General features: G+C 65.0%; 19 protein-coding genes. 14 read left to right on the plus strand and 5 right to left on the minus strand.

The window, feature by feature from the left end:
• Positions 1-43 precede the first annotated feature (43 nt).
• The 3 genes from ACSYDV_RS10860 to ACSYDV_RS10870 are packed head-to-tail and all read left to right on the plus strand — an operon-like array spanning position 44 to position 4301.
• Positions 44-2008 (plus strand): serine hydrolase domain-containing protein, encoded by a 1965-nt coding sequence (locus ACSYDV_RS10860; protein ID WP_438323828.1) that lies wholly within the window; start codon positions 44-46, stop codon positions 2006-2008.
• A complete protein-coding gene (locus ACSYDV_RS10865) occupies positions 2008-3018 on the plus strand; it encodes a dipeptide epimerase (RefSeq protein ID WP_438323829.1) in 1011 nt (336 codons plus the stop codon). The genes ACSYDV_RS10860 and ACSYDV_RS10865 overlap by 1 nt, the downstream gene beginning before the upstream one ends.
• Positions 3015-4301, plus strand: coding sequence for a peptide MFS transporter (locus ACSYDV_RS10870; RefSeq protein ID WP_438323830.1), 1287 nt, complete (start codon positions 3015-3017; stop codon positions 4299-4301). The genes ACSYDV_RS10865 and ACSYDV_RS10870 overlap by 4 nt, the downstream gene beginning before the upstream one ends.
• 141 nt (positions 4302-4442) lie before the next feature.
• Here the strand turns inward: ACSYDV_RS10870 and ACSYDV_RS10875 are convergent, their stop codons facing one another.
• From ACSYDV_RS10875 to ACSYDV_RS10885, 3 genes are all read right to left on the minus strand, one after another.
• The gene (locus ACSYDV_RS10875) at positions 4443-5411 is read right to left on the minus strand and encodes a hypothetical protein (protein ID WP_438323831.1); all 969 of its coding nucleotides are present in this window, start codon (positions 5409-5411) and stop codon (positions 4443-4445) included.
• A gap of 439 nt (positions 5412-5850) precedes the next feature.
• Positions 5851-8550 (minus strand): TonB-dependent receptor plug domain-containing protein, encoded by a 2700-nt coding sequence (locus ACSYDV_RS10880; protein ID WP_438323832.1) that lies wholly within the window; start codon positions 8548-8550, stop codon positions 5851-5853.
• 411 nt (positions 8551-8961) lie between these two features.
• Positions 8962-10545 carry a Na+/H+ antiporter gene (locus ACSYDV_RS10885; RefSeq protein WP_438323833.1) on the minus strand — a complete coding sequence of 528 codons (1584 nt, stop codon included), beginning with the start codon at positions 10543-10545 and terminating at the stop codon, positions 8962-8964.
• 331 nt (positions 10546-10876) lie between these two features.
• On the opposite strand from ACSYDV_RS10885, the gene ACSYDV_RS10890 reads away from it, so the two are divergent.
• From ACSYDV_RS10890 to ACSYDV_RS10900, 3 genes are all read left to right on the plus strand, one after another.
• Positions 10877-11653 (plus strand): SDR family NAD(P)-dependent oxidoreductase, encoded by a 777-nt coding sequence (locus ACSYDV_RS10890; protein ID WP_438323834.1) that lies wholly within the window; start codon positions 10877-10879, stop codon positions 11651-11653.
• Positions 11650-12441: an enoyl-CoA hydratase/isomerase family protein gene (locus ACSYDV_RS10895; RefSeq protein ID WP_438323835.1), complete on the plus strand. Its 792-nt coding sequence runs from the start codon at positions 11650-11652 to the stop codon at positions 12439-12441. The genes ACSYDV_RS10890 and ACSYDV_RS10895 overlap by 4 nt, the downstream gene beginning before the upstream one ends.
• Positions 12442-12509: 68 nt before the next feature.
• Complete coding sequence (locus ACSYDV_RS10900) at positions 12510-14351, plus strand: arylsulfatase (RefSeq protein WP_438323836.1); 1842 nt, start codon at positions 12510-12512, stop codon at positions 14349-14351.
• A 51-nt stretch (positions 14352-14402) separates the two neighbouring features.
• Here ACSYDV_RS10900 and ACSYDV_RS10905 read toward each other — a convergent pair whose 3' ends face one another.
• On the minus strand, positions 14403-15023 hold the full coding sequence (locus ACSYDV_RS10905) for a DUF3885 domain-containing protein (RefSeq protein ID WP_438323837.1): 621 nt from the start codon (positions 15021-15023) through the stop codon (positions 14403-14405).
• An 80-nt stretch (positions 15024-15103) separates the two neighbouring features.
• Positions 15104-15730, minus strand: a complete 627-nt coding sequence (locus ACSYDV_RS10910) for a TetR/AcrR family transcriptional regulator (RefSeq protein ID WP_438323838.1) — start codon at positions 15728-15730, stop codon at positions 15104-15106.
• A 122-nt stretch (positions 15731-15852) separates the two neighbouring features.
• Between ACSYDV_RS10910 and ACSYDV_RS10915 the strand changes: the two genes are divergently transcribed.
• The 8 genes from ACSYDV_RS10915 to ACSYDV_RS10950 all read left to right on the plus strand — a co-directional run bounded on the left by ACSYDV_RS10915 (position 15853) and on the right by ACSYDV_RS10950 (position 26699).
• Positions 15853-17499 (plus strand): sulfatase-like hydrolase/transferase, encoded by a 1647-nt coding sequence (locus ACSYDV_RS10915; RefSeq protein ID WP_438323839.1) that lies wholly within the window; start codon positions 15853-15855, stop codon positions 17497-17499.
• 424 nt (positions 17500-17923) lie between these two features.
• On the plus strand, positions 17924-18772 hold the full coding sequence (locus ACSYDV_RS10920; protein WP_438323840.1) for a TorF family putative porin: 849 nt from the start codon (positions 17924-17926) through the stop codon (positions 18770-18772).
• A gap of 105 nt (positions 18773-18877) precedes the next feature.
• Positions 18878-18967, plus strand: coding sequence for a K(+)-transporting ATPase subunit F (gene kdpF, locus ACSYDV_RS10925; protein ID WP_438323841.1), 90 nt, complete (start codon positions 18878-18880; stop codon positions 18965-18967).
• Between the two features lie 14 nt (positions 18968-18981).
• Positions 18982-20685, plus strand: a complete 1704-nt coding sequence (gene kdpA / locus ACSYDV_RS10930) for a potassium-transporting ATPase subunit KdpA (RefSeq protein ID WP_438323842.1) — start codon at positions 18982-18984, stop codon at positions 20683-20685.
• Between the two features lie 13 nt (positions 20686-20698).
• Complete coding sequence (kdpB, locus tag ACSYDV_RS10935; protein WP_438323843.1) at positions 20699-22738, plus strand: potassium-transporting ATPase subunit KdpB; 2040 nt, start codon at positions 20699-20701, stop codon at positions 22736-22738.
• 12 nt (positions 22739-22750) lie between these two features.
• The gene (gene kdpC, locus ACSYDV_RS10940; protein ID WP_438323844.1) at positions 22751-23344 is read left to right on the plus strand and encodes a potassium-transporting ATPase subunit KdpC; all 594 of its coding nucleotides are present in this window, start codon (positions 22751-22753) and stop codon (positions 23342-23344) included.
• Positions 23345-23415: 71 nt separating this feature from the next.
• On the plus strand, positions 23416-26013 hold the full coding sequence (locus ACSYDV_RS10945; protein ID WP_438323845.1) for a DUF4118 domain-containing protein: 2598 nt from the start codon (positions 23416-23418) through the stop codon (positions 26011-26013).
• On the plus strand, positions 26013-26699 hold the full coding sequence (locus tag ACSYDV_RS10950; protein ID WP_438323846.1) for a response regulator transcription factor: 687 nt from the start codon (positions 26013-26015) through the stop codon (positions 26697-26699). The genes ACSYDV_RS10945 and ACSYDV_RS10950 overlap by 1 nt, the downstream gene beginning before the upstream one ends.
• Positions 26700-26749: the final 50 nt, after the last annotated feature.

A 26749-nucleotide genomic window follows, 5' to 3' on the forward strand; every position in this document is an offset into this window, starting at 1 on the left:
TGAACCGGCTGTCGCCGATGCTTTGAAACTAAGGGGAATTGGGATGCGAAAGTTCAAGCTGTTCGCGCTGTTGCCGCTGGCTCTGGTGGTCGGGACCGCCGCATCGAAGCCTTCTGCTCCGCCGGTGCCCGCTGCGGCGCCGAGTGCGTCGAGTGTTGCTCCCTCGGTCTTTCCCGCCCCGGCCTCGCTGACGAAACAGGACGTCGATACCTGGCTCGACGGCATGATGCCCTTCGCACTGCGGAGGGGGGATCTGGCCGGCGCCGTGGTGGTGGTCGTCAAGGACGGGCAGGTTCTGACGCAGCGCGGCTTTGGCTATGCCGATGCGGCGAAGCGCACGCCGGTCGACCCCGCGCGCACGCTCTTCCGTCCCGGATCGGTGTCGAAGCTGTTCACCTGGACTGCGGTGATGCAGCAGGTCGAGGCTGGGAAGATCGACCTCGACGCCGACGTCAACACCTACCTCGATTTCAAAATCCCGCTGAAGGACGGCAAGCCGGTCACGATGCGCCAGTTGATGACGCATACGTCGGGGTTTGAGGAGCATGGCAAGCTGACCATGTTCGACAATCCGAAATTCCAGATTTCGCTGGGCGATCTGGTGAAGGGCGGTATTCCCTCGCGCATTTACGCTGCGGGATCGACGCCGTCCTATTCGAACTATGGCACCGCGCTGGCGGGTTATATCGTCGAGCGCGTTTCGAAGATGTCCTTCGACGATTATGTCGAGCAGCGGATTTTCCAGCCGCTCGGCATGGCGCAATCGACCTTCCGCCAGCCGCTGCCGGGGGCTTTCGCGCCGTGGATGGCGACCGGATATCGCCAGCTTTCGACCGGGCCGTACAAGTTCGAGATTGTCGGTCCTTCGCCCGCGGGCGGCCTGTCTTCGACCGGCGCCGACATGGGCAAATTCATGATTTCGCATCTCAATCAGGGCGCGGGTCTGATGAAGCCCGAAACTGCGCGGACGATGCACGATACGCCGCTGACCATCCTGCCGCCGCTCAACCGGATGGAGCTGGGCTTCTTTGAAACCAACATCAACGGCCGTCAGGTGATCGGGCATCTGGGGGACACGCAGGCGTTCCACACCGCGCTCCACCTGTTCATGAAAGAAAATGTCGGCATTTACATGTCGTTCAACGCGACGGGCGAGAAGGCCTCGGTCGGGCCGGTGCGCCGCGTCCTGTTCGAAGATTTCGCCGATCGCTATTTTCCGGGCAAGGAAATGCCGGACACCCGCGTCGATGCGAAGACCTCGGTGGAACATGCGAAGATGCTGGTCGGGAACTGGCTGAACAGCCGCCGCGCGGAGACGAACTTCTATGCGCTCGCTTCGCTGTTCGGTCAGGTGAAGATCGGCGTCAATGCCAAGGGTGAACTGATCGTTCCGGCCGGCCGCGACCTCAGCGGCAAGCCTGCGAAATGGGTCGAGACCTCGCCCTTCGTCTGGCACAATGCCGACGGCCATGGACGGCTTTCTGCAAAGGTCGTCGATGGCAAAGTCGTGCGCTGGAGCATCGACGGCATATCGCCCTTCATGGTGTTCGATCGCGCCCCGGCGTCGAAATCCTCCGCATGGATTTTGCCCGCGATGTATGTCGGCCTTGGCGTCCTTTTGATCACCTTGCTGCAGTGGCCGGTGTCGGCGCTGATCCGCCGTCATTACAAGGCGCCGCTGACGCTTTCGCGCCGTTCGCTGCGGGTCTATCGCGGGGTTCGTGCTGCGTCGGGGCTGGTGGTGGCACTGGTCGCCGCATGGGCGGTCAGCCTGTCGACGCTGAAGGCGCTGCCTTCCTATGATCCGTGGCTGTGGTTCCTGCAGATCGCCGGGCTGGTCATTCTGGTCGGCGGCACCGTTCTGGCGGCGCTCAACCTGCGGGACGTGACCCGGGAAAAGCGCGGCTGGTTCCGCACGCTCTGGGCGACGCTCGTCCTGCTCGCGGTCCTGCTGACCTTCTATGTCGCATGGACCTTTGGCCTTATTTCGATGACGGTGAATTACTGATGTCACGTTTGAAACTGGGCGTCTCGGTCGAGACGCTCCGCCTTGCCGCTCCCTTTCGTATTTCGGGCCATGTCTTTGACGGGCGCGATGCGGTCATCGTCACCCTCGACGACGGCACCCATGTCGGGCGGGGCGAGGCGACGGGCGTCTATTATATCGGCGACGACCTCGCCCATATGCTCGCCGATCTGGACCGCGCCCGCGACGCGATCGAGGCCGGCCCTTCGCGCGCCGAGCTGCGGTCGATCCTGCCCGCGGGCGGGGCACGCAACGCCGTCGATGCGGCCTTGTGGGAGCTGGAATCGAAACAGTCGGGCAAGCCGGTGTGGGCGCTCGCGGGGCTCGACGCCCCGCGCCCGCTGCGCACGACCTTCACGGTCGGGGCAGACGAGCCCGCTAAGATGGCGGCGGAAGCCGCCGCCTATCGTCAGGCGCTGTCGATCAAGATCAAGCTGACCGGCGACCTTGACCTCGATGTCGCGCGGGTGAATGCGATCCGTGCGGCGCGGCCCGATGTATGGCTGGGCGTCGACGCCAATCAGGGCTTTGTGATCGGCGACCTCGACGGGCTCGTCGCGGCGATGGTCGCGGCTGACGTCTCGCTGATCGAGCAGCCGCTGGCGCGCGGACGCGAGGCCGATCTCGACGGTTATGACGCACCCATTCCGCTGGCGGCCGACGAAAGCGCGCTGACGCTGGACGATGTCGCGGGGCTGAAGGGCCGCTTCGACGTCTTCAACATCAAGCTCGACAAATGCGGCGGGCTGACCGAGGCGCTGATGATCGCTGCCGCGTCGCGCGAAGCCGGGCTGGACGTGATGGTCGGATGCATGGTGTGCAGCAGCCTTGGCGCCGCGCCGGGCTTTGTTGTCGGGCAGCTTTGCGATCTGGTCGACCTCGACGGACCGACCTTCCTGAAGCAGGACCGGACGCCGGGCGTGGTATATAAGGACGGCACCATCTGGTGCGACGAAGCGGTCTGGGGCGCGCGGGCGGTGGCCACCGCATGACCGGCCAAGCGAGCGAGCCCACCTGGTTCGGGCAGCCGCGCGGGCTGACCGTGCTGTTCCTGACCAATATGTGGGAGCAATTCTCCTACTACGGGATGCGCGCGCTGCTGGTCTATTATATGACCAAAGAGCTGCTGATGACGCAGGGTCACAGCAGCTTCGTCTATGGCGCCTATACCGCCTGCGCCTATTTTACCCCGATCGTCGGCGGCGTGATCGCCGACCGGCTGCTCGGAAAGCGGCGCGCGGTCGTGCTGGGCGCCACCATCATGGCGATCGGCCATTTCATGATGGCGTTCGAGCCGATGTTCTACTTCGCGCTCGGAACGATCGCGCTTGGCAACGGGCTTTTCCTCCCCAGCCTGCCCAGCCAGATCAACGACCTGTACAAGGCGGGCGATCCGCGGCGCGGCTGGGCCTATAATGTCTATTATGTCGGCATCAACATCGGCGGTTTCCTGGCGCCGCTGATTTGCGGCACTTTGGGTGAGCTGTACGGATGGCATTATGGTTTCGGCGCCGCCGGGATCGGCATGTTCGCCGGACTGATCATCTATGTCTGGGGACAGCGTTACCTGCCGCCCGAACCGCCACGCGAGCCGACGGCGGACATGCCGCCGATGCGCTGGGCCGATCACAAGGGCACGTTCATGGTGCTGCTGGCGGTCGCGCTGTCGGTCACCGTGTTCCGCGGCGCTTATGAGCAGGTCGGCAATACGGTCGCGCTGTGGGCCGATACCGGGATCGATCGCACCATCGGTGCCTTCACCATCCCGATGACCTGGTTCCAGTCGCTCAACCCGCTGCTCGTCATGCTGATGACCCCGCCGTTGCTCGCTTACTGGCACCGCCGCGCCGACGCGGGGAAAGACACCGCGCCGGCACGCCGCATGGCGCTGGGCGCCGTCGTCGTCGCCTGCGCCTATATGCTGCTCGCCGCCGTCGAATGGGGCAGCGGCGACGCCAAGACGCCGTGGCTGTGGTTCGCGATGTTCTTTGCCATTTTCACCTTTGGCGAGCTGTTGGTTCTGCCGACGGGGCTGGGCCTCTTCGCCCGGCTCGCGCCGCCGCGGCTTGGCGCGACGACGGTTGCGGCATGGTATCTGGCGATCTTTACCGGCAGCCTGTCGGCGGGCCTCGTCGGGATGCTATGGAGTCATATGGATCAAGCGTCCTTCTTTGCGATGCTCGGCCTGATCGCGCTGGCGGCAGCGGGGCTGCTTCGCTCGCTCGACGGAGCGGTGCGGCGGGTCGATCCGACCTGGGGTGCGAAGGGCGACTGACGGTCGGCGGACGACAGGCCCAATATAATTCGCGCGGAGACGCGGAGACGCGGAGACGCGGAGGCGCGGAGGGTTAACGCCGAGGGGCGCCCCGCCATGGGTTCTCATGTGCAGCTTTAAGAGCGGCTTTCGGGATCGGGGCTAGGGCGCCTGACGGCGCTCCTTTTCCTCGCTCCGCGTCTCCGCGTCTCCGCGCGAACCCTCTCCTTCACAGTCGTTGCGATCATTCGCTGCCACATGAAGGCCGAAAAAGGCACGGCGCGCGGCTTCGCCGGCCTGACGCAGCGGCGCGAAGGCGGCGGTGCGGCGGGCTTCGAAGGCGACTTCCTCGTCGACGTCGAGGGTGCGTGAGTAATGGGCGTCGCCGAATTCGCCTTCCTCGAGGCCGACATAATCCTCCGGCGGCGGGAAATTGGTGCGCCACTGGCGGCTTTCATAATCGCGCCACATCGTCATCGCCGCGGCTTCTTCCTTCGGGGTCGGATCGGCCTCGGGCTCCGCGTCCGGATCGCCCGAAAACTGCGCAACTTCATTCGCGATCGGGGTGTCTTTCCAGAGGGTGGCGAGCGGATTGGCGCGGCTGTCGCGTGCCGCAAGCCAGCAGGCGAGGGCGGCGCCATGCCCCTCAGCGTCGGGATTGTCGGCATCGATGTCGAACAGCGAGAGGAAGCCCGGCCAGTCGCCGGCGATAATCTGCGCCAGCATCGCTTCGCCCGCGCGGGCGCGGGTCTCGACCATCTTGTCGAGGCGCGCGAGCATTGCGAGGCCGAGGCTGGGGATATGGCGGCGGCGCTTGGTGTAATGATGATGATCATTGGCGTCGCGTTCGCTCGTCTCCTCGACGCCCCAGATCGCGCGGTCGAGCAGTTCGTCGGCAAGCCGCCCGCGCGCGATCAGGATCGCCGCCGCCCAGCCGAGGCGGAAGGCGGCGCCTTCGGGACGCTGCTGGAGCTGATAGGCGGCGCTGGGCGACATGCAGACCATGGCGGCGGCGATCTTGACCGAGCCGTTGATCGCAAGATGGGTGAGGAATTCGCGCTGGAGCGCGGGCGTCCAGCGGTAGCTACCGGGGGCGGGGATGTCGGTGGGGTGGAGGGTGTCGCTTTCCATGATCTCATCCTTTTGGTTGTCCAAAACTTTCATAATGAACCATATGGGTGAAATTGTAGGAAAGCGGTTTTTTGGTTTTGAGCCTTGGGGTTTGGTGTTGTGCCGACGGGTGTCTCGACTTCGCTCGACACGAACGGGGCGGGGGGTGTTTGGTGACGGCCGGTTGCTGTCGTCCAATTTCCGTCACCCCGGGCTTGACCCGGGGCCTGCCTTGTCTTTGCAGGTCGAGCGGGAGGAAGGCGGGTCCCGGGTCAAGCCCGGGATGACGAGGGGCTGGATCGACCGGGTGGAATGCTATGATCCTCCCTGTGGCGACGCCATGGGGGGATTTAAGGTCCGCTTCCCGCCTTCAATGCGGCCTTTGGTCGGAAGGCCTGATACGAAAAGGGGCGGCGGTATCGTCGATACCGCCGCCCCCGGGACTACCTCTGTGTGAGGTTTAGAAGTTGAGCTTCACGCCGCCCGAAACATAGCGCCCGATGACGTCGTAGTTCGGGGTGACGAAGGGCGTCAGCGGCGGATCGACGTCGAACAGATTGTTGACGTTGCCGAACAGGGTGAAGGCACCCGCCTTGAACTGCAGCCCCAGATCGACGTAGGTGCGGCTGCCGTTGCGGTTGTTCACCGGTGCGGGCGATGGCCGGGTATTGTAGAGGCCGCCGTCGACGTACCGAACGCGCACATTGGCACCGAAGTCGGCGTTGTCGAATGCCACCGTCGCACTGCCGCGCCATTTCGGGGTCGAGAAGGCGGTTTCGCCGCCGACCACACCCGCAACATCGATGCCATCGACCTTCAGGTGGAAGACGTGGTTCGCCAGCGCGCGGAAGCTGAGATTTCCGTCGCCCAGCGCCATCCGGTACGATGCTTCGATGTCGAGGCCCTGCGTGTTGTAATTGGCAAGGTTACGGACGGGATTGGTCATCGATTCGATTTCGCCGTTGGGCTTGCGAACGATGACGCCGCCGCACGTCCGATCGCTCGGCTTGCTGGCAACGCATTGCGCAATCAGCGCCTGCGCAGAGACCGACGTGATGACATTGTCGATATCGATATCATAATAATCGACCGACAGGCGGAAGCCCGGGATGTAGTGCGGCGAATAGGATCCCCCCAGCGTCAGTGTGTGGGAGATTTCGGGGGTCAGATTCTTGTTGCCGCCGCCAAAGACCGTCACGCCGCTCTGAACAACATCATTGCCCCGGTAGAGATCGACAACGGTGCCGATGCCGACCGAGCGGGTGGTGAAATATTCGGCGATGCTGGGCGAGCGAATGTCGCGCGAATAGACGGCACGCAGCAGCAGGTCGTTGACGAGGCGCAGGGTGCCGCCGGTTTTCCACGACCAGATGCCGCCGCTGGTGCTGTAATCCGAATAGCGGGCGGCGCCGTTGATTTCGAGACGCGCCACGTCTTCGGCATCGATAAGCGGTACGTTTACTTCGGCGAAGACTTCCTTGACGTTGAAGCCGCCATTGGTCGCGGATGAGTTGAGAACACTGAGTGCATTGGCCTTGGACAGCGGATCGACATAGTTGGTGACCTGCTTTTCCCAGCGCACGTCGGTGCCGACCGCGATGTCGACAGGTCCCGCCCATGTTGCGAAGGGCTGACCCGATACGCTGGCGCCCGCCGCATCGAGCTTGATGGTGGCGATCAGGTGTGCGCCGCCAAAGGCCCAGGCTGCTGCGTCATCCGAGATATTGCCATTGCCAAGGAGGTTGATCGGCACGCAATTGGGGTCGTCGTTGGTCGTGTCGGCATCGGCATTGACGCGGCAGGTCGGGGTATTGCCGACCAGCACCGAATCGACGCCCTTGGCGAAGTTCGCCTTGATCCGCTGGTTCTTGACCCGCTGGCTGATCCGGATTTCGCCGTGATCATAATAGGCATTATATTTCCAGCCGTCGCCGAAGGTGCCTTCAAGGCCGATCGCGCCTTCCAGATTGCGCCGGTTATATTTGAGCGACAGCATCCTGTCGGGGCCGACATCGTCGAGAAAACGACCGAGAATGAATGCGCCGTTGATTCCCGCCGCGGCGAGCTGGTCGCGGTTCTGCTGGGTAAGGAACGCATTGTCGGGCATGATGACGGTGCTGAGATCGGCCGCCGTCTCGGGGAAGAGGCCGTAGTTTCCGGTCATGCGGTGGAAGCTGAACTGGGCCCAGACCTTGAGCGAGTCGGTCAGGTCGTAGCTGGCGCGCGCGAAGCCGTTGATGCGCTTGTAGGGAGCGCTGACAGCGACATAATCATAAGTGTGCTGGCCGCCGCCGCCGACGGTCGTGCCGCCGCTGGTGACGCTGCCGAAGGGGAAGCGGCTGATGGTCCCGTCGGGATTGAATGCGAGTCCGGAAGGGGCGAGGCTGCCGTTGAGAATCGCTCCGCCATTATAGACCTGCGTCATATTGGGATCGTTGACGATCTTCAGGCCCTCGGTCGGGTGCGCGAACAGGCCGGCTTCGAGGTTGGGGCGCCCCTTGCGGCTGAGGATGCCGCGTTCGTCCATATAGTCGCCCGCAACCATGAAGTGGCCGCGGCCGCCGGCAAAATCGGTGCCCCATGCGATATCGGCGCCATAGCGTGCGCCGTCGCCGCGCGACGAGATGCCGGTCTGGACGCCCATGCGCCAGCCGGTGAAATCATCGTCGAGGATGATGTTGACGACGCCGGCAACGGCGCCCGAGCCCCACGCAGCGGAGGCGCCGCCGGTGACGACGTCGATGCGCTTGACGAGGCTCTGCGGCACCGTGTTGAGATCCTGGGAGCCCGAGAAGCGGTGTCCGTTCAGCAGGGTGAGGGTGCGTGCTGCGCCGAGCCCGCGCATGTCGGCGGTCGAAATGCCGCTGTTGGTGCCGCCGGCGTTGGTCGTCGGGGATGAGGTGGGGCGGAACTGGGGGGTATCGTTGAGGACCTGTGCGATGCTGGGGCGGTTGCCCAGCGCGATTTCGGCTTCGCCGATGACCGTCGTCGGGGTCGGGGCGTCGAAGCCCGAGCGCTGAATGCGCGAGCCGGTGACGATGATTTCGTCGTTCGAGGCGACCTCGGCGGCAGCGTCCGCGGACTGGGCATAGGCGGGGCTCATCCCGACCAGCATGGAAAGTGCAGTGCCGGCGTACCAGCAGGATTGGTTGATCCTCATAATTATCCCCTTTGCCAATGGACGGCAAACCTTGCGGCCCATGCTCGCTTATATTTTCAGCCGCGAGGCATATGCCTTCTCGCGTTTGCCAATTTCCATAAAGTCGGATTTTTTGGAAAAATCAACCTAAATGGCGAGATAATTTTCAACAATAGAAAATTTTTGCATCGTCGCATAGGGCAGATGAAGGTGACAACTCTGTGAATCAAAGCGTTTTTCAGCAAAATTCATGTTTCAACATGGATTTTCAAAAGATGTCGCGATCGCCATCAATTTTGCCGGCAAGGGGGCAGGTTTTCCCGCGATCGCGATCTTTCAGGCCGAGCGGACTCGCGGTGGCTGGCGCGCGCAGGCTATGACTCGGGATAGACCGATTCTCGCGCTCCGGTGGCCTGGGCCAAGGGAGCGGCGCTAATCGCCGCGCTGAAAGGTGATCGACAATTCCTCGACGTCGAGGTCGCGTTCCAGTTCGTGGAGGACTTCGTCTTCGATCAATCCCGCGCGGTGAATGCGGATCAGCTCTGCGCGGCCGGCCGCCATGGCCTGAAGCAGGATGTCGAAATGCGGACGCAGATTGTCCATCGCGGCAGCGGCATCCTCTTCATAACGCTCCATGAAACGCATCCGCTTGCGCTGTTCTTCGAGCATCTGCGGGTGGATGAGCGTCCCGTCGGGGGCGTAGGCCAGCTCCTCGATCACCGCCATCCGCGCCCGCGCCATCGCTGCCTCTGCCGCGGGCATCGCCATTTTGGCGAGCGGGTCGGTGTCGACCGGCCGGACTTTGCGGATGAGCGCGCCGAGGCTCGACCCCTGCGCGACCACCGTCGCGAAGATCACCGCGAAGGCACAGATCAGCATCAGGTCGCGGCCGGGCATGTCGACGGGCAAGGTCAGCGGAACCGCCAGCGTCACGACGCCGCGCATGCCGGCCCAGCCGAGGACCGTGGCCTGCCGCCATCCCAGCGGGCGGGCGCGTTTCAGCCCCGCTTTGCGCGCGAGTTCAAGGATGGCCTCCGACGCGAAAATCCAGACGAAGCGCGCGACGGTGACGGTGAGCACGACCGCGATGATGACCTGGACCCACGAAGCTGGGATCGCCTCGATCCCCCCGATCCGTTCGAGGGCGCCGCGCAGCGAAAAGCCGATCAGGATGAAAACAAGCGCTTCGAGGACGAAGACCATGATCTGCCACGCCGAATTGGCGCGGATGCGGACGTCGGCCGAAAGGATCACATGCTGATACCAGCCCATCGCGAGGCCGGCGGTGACAGTCGCGATGACGCCCGAAACATGGACGGCTTCACCGGCGAGATAGGCGGCCCAGCACAGCAGGAGCGTGCTGAGCATGACGAGCATCCGGTCGCCAAAGCGCTTTGCGAGGAAGATCCACAAGGCCGCGACCGCGGCGCCGACGATCACGCCGCCGACCGCGACAAAGGCGAAGCTTTGCACCGCTTCGCCCGTATGGAACACCCCGCTGAGCGTCGCCGCAACGGCAAAGCGGAACAGGATGAGCCCGGTGGCGTCGTTGAGCAGACTTTCGCCCTCGAGCAGGGCTTCGAGCCGGCGGGGCAGATGCACGCCCTTCAGGACCGCGCGGGCCGATACGGCGTCGGGCGGCGAGACGATCGCGCCGAGCGCAAAGCACGCCGCCCAGGGCAGTTCGGGCAGGATCCAGTGGACGACGACCCCGACGACAAGCGTGGTGAAGACCACCGCGCCGACGGCGAGCGACAGGATGCCCGGCAGATGGCGGCGGAAGCGCCCGAGCGCGGTGTAATAGGCGCCGTCCATCAGCAAGGGCGGCAGGAAGAGAACGAGCGCGAGTTCGGGATCGAGCGAGATCGCCGGCAATCCCGGAACAAAGGCCAGCCCGCCGCCGCCGACGAGCAGCGCCGTCGCGGGCGGCCAGCGCAGCTTCAGCGCCAGCCAGTGGAGGCCGATGACAAGGACCAGCAGCCCGAGAACAAGTTCAAATGCTTCGACGCCGTGCATGGGCTTAGCTCCGATCCATCGGGGCGCCGTATGATGATGTCATGTGGAGGCCCCTTTTCCCCATCGCCTATGGTCGGACCATCTGTGCCGCCGTTTGCCGCGACGATCAATGGGCTCCGCAAGTCGATGCCGGGGGGCGGGAACCTTTATCCCCCGTCCGCTGCGCTTGGCAGCTGCAACGGGGGAAAGGTTGTGTGTGCACGATGAGAACATTAAGAGAACAAAGTGCCGCCGTCAACCCCTTTCCGTACCGTCCCCCGGCGCAGCATGTCAGGTTGACGTAAACGTCAATCGACGCCAAGGCATGGCGAACAGCGAAGGAGAGATACAGATGGCCGAGCAACCCAAATTCGATCTGACGGGGCGCGTTGCGCTCGTGACCGGCGCGTCGTCGGGGCTGGGTGCGGGTTTCGCGAAAGCCCTCGCCGCGTCGGGGGCGAAGGTGGTGCTCGCCGCGCGCCGTGCCGACAAGCTGGCGGAGCAAGTGGCCGAGATCGAAGCCGCCGGCGGACAGGCCGTCGCGGTGAGCATGGACGTCACCGACGCCGCCTCGACCAAAGCGGCCTATGACGCCGCCGAGGCAGCATTCGGCACGATCGACACGATCGTCGCCAACGCCGGTGTCGCGACCGAGAAAATGGCGCTGGGGCTGGAGGTCGAGGAGGTCGACAGCCTGCTCGCCGCCAATGTGCGCGGGGTGTTCCTGACCGTGACCGAGGGCGCGAAGCGGCTCGACGCCGCGGGCAGCCGCGAAAAGGAACATGGCCGCATCGTCATCATCGGGTCGATCACCGCCGAGAAGATTTTCCCCGCGACGTCGGTCTATGGCGCGACCAAGGCGGCCGTCCGCCACCTCGGCAAGGCGCTGGCGCGCGAATGGGCGCGGCGCGGGATCAGCGTCAATGTGATCCAGCCGGGCTATTTCGAATCCGAAATGACCGCCGCGCTGTTCGAAAGCGAAGCGGGCCGCAAGATGATCGCTGCCTTCCCGCGCCAGCGGATGCGCCCGCCGAGCGACCTTCACGCGCCGTTGCTCTTTCTCTGTTCCGACGCGGCGCGCGGGGTGACGGGCACGGTGATCACCGTCGACGACGGCCAGTCGCTGTGACGGCGGCGCTGCGGATCGAAGCGCGCGGCGCGGTCGAGATTGCGACGCTCGACCGGCCGGACAGTCTTAATGCGCTCAACGAAGCGCTGGTCGACGAGCTTAACGCCTATTTCGGCGGGCTGGCCGACCGTCCCGAGGTTCGCGTCGTGATCCTGCGCGGCGCGGGCCGCGGCTTTTGCGCCGGGCTCGACATTCGCGAGGACCGGGCGAGCGACGAAACCCCGGTGCTGCGCACGCTGCGTACCCAGACGCGCATCGGCAATATCTATCGCAAGATGCGCGCCTGTCCGCAGCCGATCATCGCGCTGGGCCATGGCGCGGCGTGCGGCGGCGGGCTGTCGCTGCTGCTCGCGTCCGACGTGCGCTATGGCGCGCCGTCGCTGAAACTCAACGCCGCCTATATCCGCATCGGGCTGGGCGGATGCGACATGGCGTCGAGTTATTTCCTGCCGCGCCTCGTCGGCGCGAGCCTAGCCGCCGAGATGATACTGACCGGGCGTTTCATCGACGCCGAGCGCGCGCTGCGTGCCGGGCTGATCAGCGAGATCGTCGATGAGGATGCGCTGCTCGACCGCGGGATTGCGCTCGCCGATGAAATGCTCGCGACCAGCCCCTATGGCCTCCGCCTGTCGAAGCAGGCGCTGAACCTCAACATCGACGCGCAGAGCCTCGATGCGGCGATGGCGATCGAGGACCGGCAGCAGGTGATTTTGTCGGCGACCGAAGATTATAAGGAGGCGCTCACCGCCTTCCTTGAGAAGCGCGCGCCTGACTATCGCGAACGATAGATGCGTCAGCCTCTTGCCCTCGCGAATATATTGACATAGGGAATGCCAATATCCTCGGGGGAGGAGTGATGGCAGTGCGCTTGTTCAATCGGGGGATGGCCCGGCCGCTGGTCGGCGGGTCCGGGCGCGCTGCCATCATCATGAGCGGCGCGCTGCTCGCCGCGATGCCGGTGCAGGCCCAGCGGACGCCCGCGCCGCCGCCACGCCCCAATATCGTCATCCTGCTCGCCGATGATTGGGGCTTCAGCGACGTCGGCGCATTCGGGTCCGAGATCGCGACGCCGCATATCGACGCGCTCGCGCATGCGGGGATGCGCTTTTCGAACTTTCATGTCTCGGGATCCTGCTCGCCGACGCGCGCGATGTTGCAGACGGGGGTGATGAATCACCGCGCCGGGCTGGGTAATATGCCCGAAACCATCCCCGACGCGCATCGCGGCAAGCCGGGTTACGACACGGTGTTGAACCACCGCGTGGTGACGATCGCCGAACTGCTCGGCGCGGCGGGTTATCGCACCTATCTGACCGGGAAATGGCATTTGGGGAGCGACCCGACCCGGCTGCCCGAGGCGCGCGGTTACGACCGCGCCTTCAGCCTGGCGGATGCGGGCGCCGACAATTTCGAGCAACGCCCGATCGAGGGGATGTACGACACCGCCGCCTGGACCGAAAATGGCAAGCCCGCGACGCTGCCCAAAGATTATTATTCGTCGCGCTTCGTCGTGCAGAAGATGATCGATTATATCGAGGCTGACCGGAAAAGCGGCAAACCCTTCTTCGCCTCGATCAACTTCCTCGCCAACCATATCCCGGTGCAGGCGCCCGACAGCGACATTGCGCGCTATTCGGCGATGTACAAGGACGGCTGGACAGCGCTGCGCGAAGCGCGGGCGAAACGCGCGGCGGCGCTCGGCATCATGCCCGCGGGCACGGCGATCGTCACGATGCCGACGACCCCCGACTGGAAAAAGCTGGATGCCGAAGAGCGCGCGGCGGCGGTGCGCGTGATGCAGGCCTATGGCGGCATGGCGACCGCAATGGACCGCGAGATCGGGCGGCTCGTCGCGCGGCTGAAAGCCAGCGGCGATTATGAAAATACGATCTTCGTCTTTCTTTCGGATAATGGCGCCGAGCCGACCAACCCGTTTCACAGCCTGCGCAATCGCCTGTTCCTGGGCATGCAATATGACCTTGCGACCGCAAATATCGGCCGGCGCGGCAGTTTCAGCGCGATCGGTCCGGGCTGGGCGAGCGCCGCGGTGTCGCCGTTGTCGGGGTATAAATTCAGCGCGACCGAAGGCGGGCTGCGCGTTCCGCTGATCATCGCATGGCCGGGCAGCGCGAAGATCCGCACCGGCGCGATCAGCCCCGGTTTTGCGCATGTCACCGACCTGTTGCCGACGCTGATCGAACTCGCCGGGGTGCCCGGCCATGGCGGAACATGGCAGGGGCGCCGGGTCGAGCCGGTCGCGGGACGCAGCCTCGCGCCGATGCTGGGCGGCGCCGAGGGCAGCGTCCATGGCGACGCGCCGATCGGATATGAATTATCGGGCAATGCCGCGCTGTTCCGCGGCGATTACAAGCTGGTCCGCAACCTCGCGCCGACGGGCGACGGGAAGTGGCGGCTGTTCGATATCCGCCGCGATCCCGGCGAAACGCGCGACCTGTCGGCAGCGATGCCCGATCGTTTTGCGGCGATGCAGGCGGATTATCGGGCCTATGCGAAAGCGAACGGCGTGCTCGACATGCCCGCGGGTTATACCGCCGACGAACAGATCAACGCTTATGCCTTTGAGAAGCAGGGGAAGAAGCGTCTGATCAAGCTCGGGCTGTGGGTTGGCGGGGTTTTGGTGCTGGTGTCGGGGCTTGTTTGGGGGCTTCGGCGGCGGCGGCGGGCTCGAGCGGCGTGAACAAATACATATTTGTCAGATAGGCTGCTTCGGGGGGGGGCTGCCGTCCCGCTAGCTCTCAAACACTGCCGCCATTCTGCCTCGGTCATAGTCGAGCAGCCAACTGCTACATTGCGAGTATAGCTCTTCCAGCGGCTTCTTGGTGAGAGAGGTGACGTCCATTCCCCGGTCGTCATAGGCATTGACGCATATTCCTTGTGCCAGATCGACGAACTTCGCGAACACTGGCGCTCGTGGCGCTATTCCTAAATCCTGCGCGATCTGATTCCACAGTAGAACATCGACTTGCTCCCAAGTCAGGCAAACAGCACGTTGGATCCAAGGCTCCGCTTCCGGATCACCTTCGTCGTCAGGCCACCAAAAGCCTCCCCACTCGGCAAAGGCGGAATCTGTCGAGACGCCCAATTGAGCGAGGTGTTCAAACCCGGTCCCAGTCGTCCAACCGAGCCAATCAGCGTTCAATTCCATGCTTGGGTCGGGAAAGGCCGCGATGATGCCGACGACGATCTCGGAAGGTAGCGCCATGCGTGCTAGTTTACGGGCTCGGTCGTAACTCGTTGTGAACTTGGTCACATACCTCCCAGCATGCTCGCCATCATCAAGCTCAAACCGCAGCCAGTATGGTGATATCCACAAATCGCGTTGCCAATTGGGTCCTGGAGACAAGGTCATCTTGAAGACTTATCGGTCGAAATGAACGTCCGCAACCGGTCGTTGCCCGCCATCCGAATATGCCCACGCCGCCCGGGCGATCACGCGTCGGCGGGGAGGGAGGCGATCAGCGCTTCGACCATATGCGCGGTCACGGTGCCGGCCTCTTCCGACGACAGGCTCTGGTCGTGGCGCAGCGCGCGCCAGTTCTGGAACGACAGCGCGGCGCACAGCGCCTCGGCGGTGATGCGCTGGGTCAGGATGTGGCCGGGGAGCAGGCGCAGCACCAGTTCGCGCTCGATCGTCACGACCTGACCATATTGGCCCATCAGAAAGGGCGACTGATAGCGTTTGATATTGGCGGCGAGGCGAAAGGGCAGCATGGTTTCGAACACCCTGACGCGCCGCCGGGCGAGTTCGCGGATGTTGGCGCGCCAGTCGTCGCCTTCATAGGGGGCGGTGACGATCGGCAGCACGCGCTCGGCGATCGTCGCGGATATCTCGCCATAGAGCGAATCCATATCGTCGAAATGGCGAAACACGGTGCGCAGGCCAATGCCGGCCTCTTCGGCCACCCGCGCCGCGCTGGGCATCAGGTCGCCGCCCGCGATCAGCTCCATCATTGCCTCGACGATGCGGCGGTGGCTCGACCGGCTGCGTTCGCGCCGGCCGTCGACCCGCGCCGATGCGGCCTTGGGCTTGATCGTCTTTTGCTCTCCCGTCGTCATATGTCCCCCGCTGGCCCTGTTTGCCGCCGGGGTCAATGGGCCACGCCAAAGCCGGTTGCGCGCGACGGAATATAATGACACACATAGTGCCATAATATCGACGATAAGGAAATGGGTGGGGTATGAAAAAGCGGTGGGTGGCGCTGGGCGTGGTCGCGGCGCTGGCAGCGGGCGGATATTGGGCCTTTGAGGCGAATAAATATCGTCTGCCCGGGCTGCTTCAGGACTGGCGCGACCCGGTGCAGGACAATCGCCCGGTCGTATGGCAGCAGGGGCCGGCGCAGGCGCCCGCGGGGCCGCCCGGAAGCACCCGCCCGCCGAACATCATCCTGATCGTCGCCGACGATCTGGGCTTCAACGACATCAGCCTGAACGGCGGCGGGGTTGCGGGCGGGATCGTCCAGACCCCGAATATCGACGCGCTGGCGCGGCAGGGGCTGAATTTCACCACCGCCTATGCCGCCAATGCCACCTGTTCGCCGTCGCGCGCCGCGATGATGACCGGACGCTATCCGACGCGCTTCGGGTTTGAATTTACCGCGGTGCCGGTTCAGTTCGCGGAGAATATGGCGCATGGCGAGGGGACGGGGCCGCTGAAGCCGGTGTTTCACGGCGACCTGATCACGCCCGATATTCCCGATTATCCCGAGATGGGGGTTCCCGCCAGCGAGGTGACGATCGCCGAGGCGGTGAAGGCGGCGGGCTATCACACGCTGCATATCGGCAAATGGCATCTGGGTGAGGCCCCGGCGCTGCAGCCGCAGGCGCAGGGCTTTGACGAAAGCCTTGCGGTGCTGGGCGGCGCGGCGATGTTCATGGCGGAGGACGATCCCGATGCCGTCAATGCCAAGCTGCCGTGGGACCGCATCGACCATTTTATCTGGGCCAATCTGCGCCACGCGGTGACGTTTAACGGCAGCAAGCGGTTTCAGCCGAAGGGGCATATGACCGACTATTTCGCCGAGCAGGCGATGGCGGCGATCGAGGCGAACCGGAACCGCCCTTTTTTCATGTATCTGGCCTTCAACGCACCGCACACGCCGCTGCAGGCGACCAGAGAAGATTATGACCGCCTGCCGCAGATCAAGGATCACAAGACCCGCGTCTATGGCGCGATGATCGCGCAGCTCGACCGGCGGATCGGCGATGTGATGGCGAAGCTGAAGGCGCTGGGGATCGACGACAATACGCTCGTCATCTTCACCAGCGACAATGGCGGCGCCTGGTACAATGGGATCGAAAATCTGAACGCGCCCTATCGCGGCTGGAAGGCGACCTTTTTCGAGGGCGGCATTCGCACCCCCTTTTTCATGCGCTGGCCGGCGAAGATTGCGCCGGGGACAAGCCGCGCCGACACGACGGGGCACATCGATCTGTTCGCGACGATCGCGGGGGCAGCAGGCGCGGCGGTGCCGGGCGACCGGACGATAGACAGCGAGAATATCCTGGCCGGTCCGGCGAAGCGCGAGGCGCTTTACTGGCGGTCGGGCGATTATCGCGCGGTGCGCGCGGGCGACTGGAAATTGCAGGTGACAAAGCGTCCCGAACAGGCGCGCCTCTATAATCTGGCGGTCGATCCGACCGAGAAACATGATCTGGCGGCGAGCGATCCGCAGCGCGTCGCGCAGCTGCGCGCGATGCTGGTGGCGCAGAACAAGGATATGGCCAAGCCGATCTGGCCGGGGCTGATCGAGGCGCCGGTGCGGATCGACGTGCCGCTCAACACGCCGTGGAAGGATGGGCAGGATTATGTTTACTGGACCAACTGACGGCGGATAGGCGGTTCCATATCGTCGCCCCCGCGAAGGCGGGGGCCGCTATCGGTGGTGCGCAAGCTTGCCAGCGGCCCCCGCCTTCGCGGGGGCGACGGGATAGCTTTTTCTTCGTGCCTTTGCGCCTTTGCGTGAAAAAAAAGAAATCTCACGCAAAGGCGCAAAGGCACGAAGAAGGGGAAAGAAAGCTGGATTCCCGCGTTCGCGGGAATGACGAGGGGGAGGATGTTATCTTCTGTCTCTGGCCGGACGGGTGCTAGCGACATGATGCACGCCGACAATAATCGCATCTGCATATGGAAAACATATGCGGATGGCTGAATTCGCTCTCGAATAAAAATGCCCGCCCCACCTAATTGAGCCCCCTCAAGATTCGCATTCCGCGCCGATTGGCGGCGCCGGAATGGCGAATGGGGGACTTATGCACAAATTTCTGTTTGTACCGATGATCGGCCTCGCGGGCTTCGCTGCGGCGCCTGCCTGTGCGCAATCCGAAGAAAATACGCCTGCGGTCGTCGTCAGCGGATCGGCGGCGCTTGCCTCCGACTATCGCTTTCGCGGCGTGTCGCAGACCGACGAGAATATGGCGGTTCAGGGCGGGGTGACGCTGACCCACGAAAGCGGCTTTTACGCCGGGGCGTGGGCGTCGAACCTGTCGAGCTGGGGCACTTTCGGCGGCGCCAATATGGAGCTCGACCTGATCGGGGGGTACAAGGCGAAGCTGTCGGACAATGCCACGCTCGATGTCGGGCTGACCTGGTATATGTATCCGGGCGGCGCCGACAAAAGCGATTTCGCTGAACCCTATGTCAAACTGACCGGCACCGCCGGGCCTGCGACGCTGACCGCGGGCGCGGCCTATGCCCCGAAGCAGCAGGCGCTGGGCCGCTGGTATGATAGCGGCGCCGACGCGGCGGCCGGCGTTTATAATCGCCCCGGCGACAAAGAGGATAACCTTTATGTCTGGGGCGATGCCGCGATGGCGATCGCGGGAACCCCGTTCACGGCCAAGGCGCATATCGGGCATAGCTCGGGCCATGACGGGCTTGGTCCCAACGGAACCGCGCTGACCCCGACAGGCGATTATTGGGACTGGTCGATCGGCGCCGATGCGACGTGGCGCAATCTGACGCTGGGCGTCAGCTATGTCGATACCGACATTTCAGCCGCCAAAGCCGCGACGCTCCAGCCCGGCTTCAGCAAGGGTCAGGACGGCACCGGATCGATCGCCGACGCGGCGGTCGTCGTGTCGCTGACCGCCGCTTTCTAGGAAGGAACGACGATGCAGGATCTGCTCTGGATTCCGATACTGGCCGGACTGCTGGCGGCGACGCTCGCTTACATCCGCCTGTGCGACCATGCGTGAGGTGACGTCATGACCATCGACCTCTGGCTCGCCGCGATCACCGCGGCCGGTCTTCTCCTCTATCTCGTGGCGGTGCTGATCCGCCCCGAACGCTTCTAGAAAGGGGCGGCGCCATGACCCTTCAGGGATGGATCCTCATCTTCGCCTTCATCGGCATATTGCTCGCGCTGACCAAACCGGTCGGCATGTGGCTGTTCGCGCTCTATGAAGGGCGACGCACCCCGCTTCATGCGCTACTCGGCCCCGTCGAGCGCGGCTTTTACAAGCTCGCGGGGATCGATCCCGACGCCGAGCAGAGCTGGCGCCGCTATGCGGTGCACATGCTGATCTTCAACTTCGTGCTGCTGATGTTCACCTATGCCGTGCTGCGGCTTCAGGGCGTGCTTCCCGGCAATCCTCAGGGATTGCCCGGGGTCGGCGAGCATCTGTCGTTCAACACCGCGATCAGCTTCGCCGCCAACACCAACTGGCAAAGCTATGGCGGCGAGGCGACGATGTCGAACCTCAGCCAGATGCTGGGGCTGACGATCCACAACTTCCTGTCGGCGGCGACCGGCATCGCGCTCGCCTTTGCGCTGTTCCGGGGCTTTGCGCGGCGGTCGGCGGCGACAATCGGCAATTTCTGGGCCGATGCGACGCGCGTGACGCTCTATCTGCTGTTGCCGATCTGCGTGCTGCTGACGCTTTTCTATATCGCGAGCGGCGTGCCGCAGACGCTGGCGGGGGTGGTCGATGTCTCGACGCTCGAGGGCGCCAGACAGACGCTTCTGCTTGGTCCGGTCGCAAGTCAGGAAGCGATCAAGCTGCTCGGCACCAACGGCGGCGGTTTCTTCAACGCCAACAGCGCGCATCCGTTCGAAAACCCCAATGCGCTGACCAACCTTGTGCAAATGCTGTCGATCTTCGTCATCGGTTTCGGCCTGACATGGACCTTCGGCAAGGCCGTCGGCAACACGCGGCAGGGCTGGGCGATCCTGTCGGCGATGCTCATCCTGTTCGTCGCCGGGGTCACGGTCACCTATTGGCAGGAAGCCGCGGGCAACCCGATCCTGCATCAACTGGGTGTCGCGGGCGGCAATATGGAGGGCAAGGAGGTCCGTTTCGGCATTGCCGCATCGGCGCTCTACGCGGTCGTCACCACCGCCGCGTCGTGCGGCGCGGTCAATGCGATGCACGACAGCTTCACCGCGCTTGGCGGCATGATCCCGCTGTTCAACATGCAGCTGGGCGAGGTCGTCATCGGCGGCGTCGGCGCGGGCATCTATGGCTTCCTGCTCTTCGCCATCCTTGCAGTGTTCATCGCGGGGCTGATGGTCGGCCGGACGCCGGAATATGTCGGCAAGAAGATCGAGGCGCGCGAAGTGAAGCTCGCGGTGCTGGCGATCGCCATCCTGCCGCTCACCATCCTTGGCCTCACCGCATTGTCGTCGGTGGCCGAGGCGGGGCTGGCCGGGCCGCTCAATAAGGGGCCGCATGGCTTTTCCGAGATACTTTACGCCTTCACCTCGGCGGTCGCGAACAACGGGTCGGCCTTTGCCGGTCTGACCGCGAACACGCCCTGGTACAACGGCTTGCTCGGGGTGGCGATGTGGCTGGGCCGTTTCTTCATCATCGTGCCGATGCTGGCGATCGCCGGCAGCCTCGCGGCGAAGAAATATACGCCCGAAAGCGCCGGGTCCTTCCCGACCACGGGCGGCCTCTGGGTCGGCCTGCTGGTCGGGATCATCCTGATTCTGGGCGGCCTGACCTTCCTGCCGAGCCTCGCGCTCGGTCCCATCGCCGATCATCTCGCGATGATCAGCGGCCAAACCTTCTAAGCGGGGAGCCGACATGGCACGCGCAGACACAAAATCGCTGTTCACCGCCGATCTGATCGTTCCGGCGATCGGTGACGCATTCCGCAAACTCAACCCCAAAGAGCTGATCCGCAATCCGGTGATGTTCACGACCGCCGTCGTCGCGGTGCTGCTGACCATATTGCTCGTTGTCGGGCAGGACGGCCTTGCGACCGGCTTCAAGCTGCAACTCGTCGTCTGGCTCTGGCTGACGGTGTTGTTCGGCACCTTTGCCGAGGCGCTGGCCGAGGGGCGCGGCAAGGCGCAAGCCGCCTCGCTGCGCGCCGCCAAGGCCGAGCTGACCGCCAAGCGGTTTAAGGGCGGCGACGCCCGGCAGGTCGAAAATGTCCCCGCGAGCGCGCTGAAGATCGGCGACATCGTCCTCGTCGAAACCGGCGACCTTATTCCGTCGGACGGCGAAGTCGTGCTGGGCGTGGCGTCGGTCAACGAGGCGGCGATCACCGGCGAAAGCGCGCCGGTGATCCGCGAGGCGGGCGGCGATCGCTCGGCGGTCACCGCGGGCACGCGCGTCATTTCGGACGAGATCCGGGTGCGGGTGACGGTCAATCCGGGGCAAGGCTTTCTCGACCGGATGATCGCGCTGGTCGAGGGCGCCGAACGGCAGAAGACGCCGAACGAGATTGCGCTGACCCTGTTGCTCGTCGGCCTGACGATCATCTTCCTGATTGCGGTCGGCACCATCCCCGGTTTCGCCTCCTATGCCGGCGGGGCCATCCCCGTCAGCATCCTCGCCGCGCTGCTCATCACGCTGATCCCGACGACGATCGCGGCTTTGCTGTCGGCGATCGGGATCGCGGGGATGGACCGGCTCGTGCGTTTCAATGTCCTCGCCAAATCGGGCCGTGCGGTCGAGGCGGCGGGCGATATCGACGTGCTGCTGCTCGACAAGACCGGAACGATCACGATCGGCGACCGGCAGGCGAGCGAGTTCCGTCCGGTCGGCGGCGTCCAGCCCGGCGAACTCGCCGAAGCGGCGTTGCTCGCGAGCCTTGCCGACGAAACGCCCGAGGGCCGCTCGATCGTCGTTCTGGCGCGCGAACGCTTCCACGTCGCGACCGAGGCGCTGCCATCGGGCGCCGAAGTCATCCCCTTTACCGCGCAGACGCGCATCTCGGGGGTCAAAATCGGCCCGTCGACCATCCAGAAGGGCGCCGTCGATTCGGTGTTCAAGGCCAATCCGGGGGTCGAGGAAACCGCCGCCGCGACCGAACTCCGCCGGATTACCGACGAGATTGCGCGTGGGGGCGGCACCCCGCTCGCGGTGGCGGTCGACGGCAAGCTGCTGGGCGCGATCTTCCTGAAGGATATCGTCAAGGCGGGGATCCGCGAACGGTTCGGCGAACTGCGCCAGATGGGCATTCGCACGGTGATGATCACCGGCGACAACCCGCTGACCGCCGCCGCGATTGCCGCCGAAGCCGGGGTCGACGATTTCCTCGCGCAGGCAACACCCGAGGACAAGCTGGAGCTGATCCGCAAGGAACAGCAGGGCGGGCGGCTCGTCGCGATGTGCGGCGACGGCACCAACGACGCGCCCGCGCTGGCGCAGGCCGACGTCGGGGTCGCGATGAACACCGGGACGCAGGCGGCGCGCGAGGCGGGCAATATGGTCGACCTCGACAGCGACCCGACCAAGCTGATCGAGGTGGTCGGGCTGGGCAAGCAATTGCTGATGACCCGCGGCGCGCTTACCACCTTTTCGGTCGCGAACGACGTCGCCAAATATTTCGCGATCATCCCCGCGATGTTCGTCGTCCTCTATCCGGGGCTGGGTGTGCTCAACGTCATGGGACTGGGGAGCCCCGAAAGCGCGATCCTGTCGGCGATCATCTTCAACGCCCTCATCATCCCGCTGCTCGTCCCGCTTGCGCTGCGCGGCGTCACCTACAAGCCGATGGGGGCCGGGCCGCTGCTCACCCGCAACCTTGCCGTCTATGGGCTGGGCGGGCTTGTCGCGCCGTTTATCGGCATCAAACTGATCGACCTGGCCGTTGGCGGCCTTGGTCTCGCCTGAGGGAGCATAGCCATGGGCAACGAATTCACATCCGCACTGCGACCCGCGATCGTCATGACGATCCTGTTCGCCATCCTGCTCGGCATCGGCTATCCTCTTGCGATGACCGGTATCGGACAGGCCCTGTTCCCCGCCCAGGCCAATGGCAGCCTGATCCGCGATTCCGGCGGCAAGGTCATTGGCTCGACCGTCGTCGGGCAGGCCTTCACCTCCGACCGATATTTCCAGACCCGGCCTTCGGCGGCGGGCGACGGTTATGACGGGCTCGCATCGTCGGGCTCGAACCTCGGCCCGACGGCCGCGGCGCTGAGCGAGCGGGTCAAGGCCGACGTCGAAAAGCGGCAGGCCGAAGGCGTGACCGGCGATGTTCCGGCCGATCTCGTCACAGCCAGCGGTTCGGGGCTCGACCCCGACCTGTCGCCCGCCGCGGCGCTGGCGCAGGCGCCGCGCATCGCGAAGGTGCGTGGACTGCCCGAGAGCCGTATCCGTGCGCTCGTCGCGGCGGAGACGAAAGGCCCGATGCTCGGTTTCCTCGGTGAGGATCGCGTCAACGTCCTTGCGCTCAATCAAGCGCTCGACCGCTTCGGGGCCGGCCGGGGTCAGTGAGGGCGGGCGAGACAGATCGCCCCGATCCCGAAGCCCTCCTGCGGCAGGCGTCGCAGGAGGGCCGGGGGCGCTTGAAGATTTTTCTGGGCGCCGCCCCCGGGGTCGGCAAGACTTACGAGATGCTGACCGATGGCGCCGCGCGGGCCCGCGACGGCGTCGATGTCGTGATCGGCGTCGTCGAAACCCACGGCCGCGCCGAGACCGAGGCGCTGGTTCGCGGGCATGAGATCGTCGCGCGCCGCGCGGTGTCCTATGAGGGCCGTACGCTCCACGAAATGGATATCGATGCGGTGCTCGAACGCGCGCCCCGCCTCGTTCTCGTCGATGAACTCGCCCACACCAATGCGCCGGGCAGCCGTCACCCCAAACGCTATCAGGATGTCGAGGAATTGCTCGATGCGGGGATCGACGTCTATTCGACCCTCAATATCCAGCATATCGAAAGCCTGAACGACGTCGTCGCGTCCTTCACCCGCGTCCGTGTCCGCGAAACCGTGCCCGATAGCATTCTCGAGCAGGCCGAGATCGAGGTCGTCGATATTCCGCCCGACGAGCTGATCGAGCGACTGAAGGCGGGCAAAGTCTATCTGCCGCAGGAAGCGACGCGCGCGCTGTCGCATTTCTTCTCCAAATCCAACCTCTCGGCGCTCCGCGAACTGGCGCTGCGGCGTGCGGCGCAGGCGGTCGATGCCCAGATGCTCGATCATGTCCGCGCGCTCGGCGTCGGCGGGACATGGGCTGGCGGCGAGCGGATCGTCGTCGCGATCAACGAGCTTCCGGGTGCCGACGGGCTGGTCCGCGCCGCCAAACGAAGCGCCGACGCGCTCCATGCGCCGTGGACCGCGGTCTATATCGAGACGCAGCGCGCCCAGTCGTTCGGCGAGGCCGAGCATCGCAGCCTCGCCGCCGTCATGAACCTCGTAACGCGGCTGGGCGGCACCGTCGCGACGGTGCCCGCGACATCGATCGTCGACGGGCTGAAGGCGTTTCTCGCCGATGCCCGCGCGACCCAGCTGATCGTCGGCAAGACCCACCGATCGCGTCTGTTCGAGCTGCGCCATGGGTCGGTCGTCGACCGCCTTGTGCGCGAGACGCCGGGGGTGGCGGTGCATGTCCTGCCGCTCGATGTCGCCGCCGACCCACCCGCGCGCTTGGGCATCGCGCGCGGGCCGTGGGGGTCGCGGCGCGGCTATATGTGGACCGCGCTCATGGTCGCGGGGGTCACCGCGGCGGCGAGCGCGCTGTTCCATATTCTCGATCTCGGCAATGTCGCGCTGCTCTATCTGTTGCCGGTGATGGCGGCGGCGACATTGTTCGGGCTGCGCACCGGGTTGTTCGCGGGGCTCGCCTCCAGCCTTGCCTATAATTTCTTTTTCTTGCCGCCGACGGGCACGCTGACGGTCAACAATCCCGAGAATATCATCTCGATCCTCGTCCTGCTCGGCGTCGCGGCGCTGACCAGCCAGCTTACCTCGCGGGTGCGGGCGCAGGCCGACATGGCGGCGGCGAGCGCGCGGACCAACGCCGCGCTCGCGGGCTTTCTGCGTCGGCTGACCCCGATCGGCGACCCGGTCGAACTGGCGCGCACGATCTGCGAGGATATTGCGCGGCTGTTCGATACGCGGACTGTCGTGCTGGTGCCGAACGGGTCGGGGCTGGTCGTTCAGGCGGCCAGCGGCATGGATTTCCGGCTCGAAACGATGGAAATGGCGGCGGCGCAATGGGCGTATGACAATAGCGCGCCGACCGGCAAGGGGTCGGGGACGCTGGCGGCGTCGGACTGGTATTTCCAGCCGCTGCGTGCGGGCGACAAGGTGCAGGGCGTCCTCGGTCTGTCGAAAGACGACGGCGGCGATCCGCTGCGTCCCGATCAGCTGCCGTTGCTCACCAGCCTGGTCGATCAGGCGGCGCTCGCGCTCGAACGATTGCGGCTCGAGGAGGATATGCGCGATGTCGAGGCGGTTCGGACCCGCGACCGGCTGCGCGCGGCCCTGCTCTCGTCGGTCAGCCACGACCTGCGCACGCCGCTGACCGCGGTGATGGCGGCGGCGGCCGAACTCCACCACGGGACGACCCCCGAACTGATCGCGACGATCGAGAGCGAGGCGGCGCGGCTCAACCGCTTCGTCGCCAATCTGCTCGACATGGCGCGGGTCGAGGCGGGGGCGCTCAACCTCAAGGTCGAGGCAGTCGACCTGACCGATGCCGTCGCGGGGGCGGCGCACGACGCACGGCGCTCGCTCGAGGGGCATGCGATCGAGCTGGCGGTTCCGCCCGCGATGCCGCTGGTCAAGGTCGATCAACAGCTGCTCCATCACTGCCTGCTCAACCTGCTCGACAATGCGGGGCGCTATGCCGATCCGGGGACGCCGATCCTGATCGAGGCGACGCACAGCTTTGGTATGCTCAAGCTGTCGGTGATCGATCAGGGGCCGGGCCTGCCGCCGGGGCGCGAGGCCGAGGTGTTCGAGACATTTCGCCGCTTCGAAGGGTCCGATCGCGCGGTCGGGGGCACCGGGCTGGGGCTCGCGATTGTGAAGGCTTTTTCGGAAGCGATGGGGATGACGGTCGAGGCCGCCAACCGCACCGACGGCGCCGGCGCGCGCTTCAGCCTGTGTTTCCCTTCCGCGCTCATCCTGCGCAACAGCTCCCCGGAAAGTGAAATCTGATGTCCGCCAAAATCCTTGTCGTCGACGACGAACAGTCGATCCGGCGCCTGCTGCGCAACACGCTCGAACGCGCGGGGCATCAGGTGATCGAGGCGATGGACGGGCGCAGCGCGCTTGCGATGGCGGCGGCCGAACGGCCCAATGCGGTGCTGCTCGACCTTGGTCTGCCCGACCGCGACGGGCTGGAGCTTGTACCCCTGCTCAAGAAGGAGGGCGATACCGTCATCCTCGTCGTGTCGGCGCGCGATGCGACCGATCAGAAGGTCGCGGCGCTCGACCTTGGCGCCGCCGATTATGTCACCAAGCCGTTCGACGGCGAGGAATTGCTCGCGCGGCTGCGCGTCGCGCTGCGCCATCGCGGGGTGTCCGAAACCGCGCCCAAAATCTTTCGCAAGGGCGATCTGGAGGTCGACCTCGACCAGCGTATCGCGCGGCGCGGCGGGGTCGAGGCGCATCTGACGCGCAAGGAGCATGACGTGCTGGCGCTGCTCGCCGCCAATGTCGGGCGCGTCGTGACGCATCAGCGCATCCTTGCGGCGGCGTGGACTGGCCCCGAAGAGGCTCCGGTCGAATATCTGCGCATCGTCATCCGCAATCTGCGGCAGAAGATCGAGGCGCCCGGCGCGGTGGGCAGCGTGATCGCCAATGAGCTGGGCGTCGGTTACCGGTTGCTCGGGGACCACTGACCGGGCGCGCGCCCGAACGAGTGGCCGGGCTTTACGCAAAGACTATGCCG

The organism is Sphingopyxis selenitireducens (assembly GCF_051550705.1).
GTDB lineage: Bacteria > Pseudomonadota > Alphaproteobacteria > Sphingomonadales > Sphingomonadaceae > Sphingopyxis.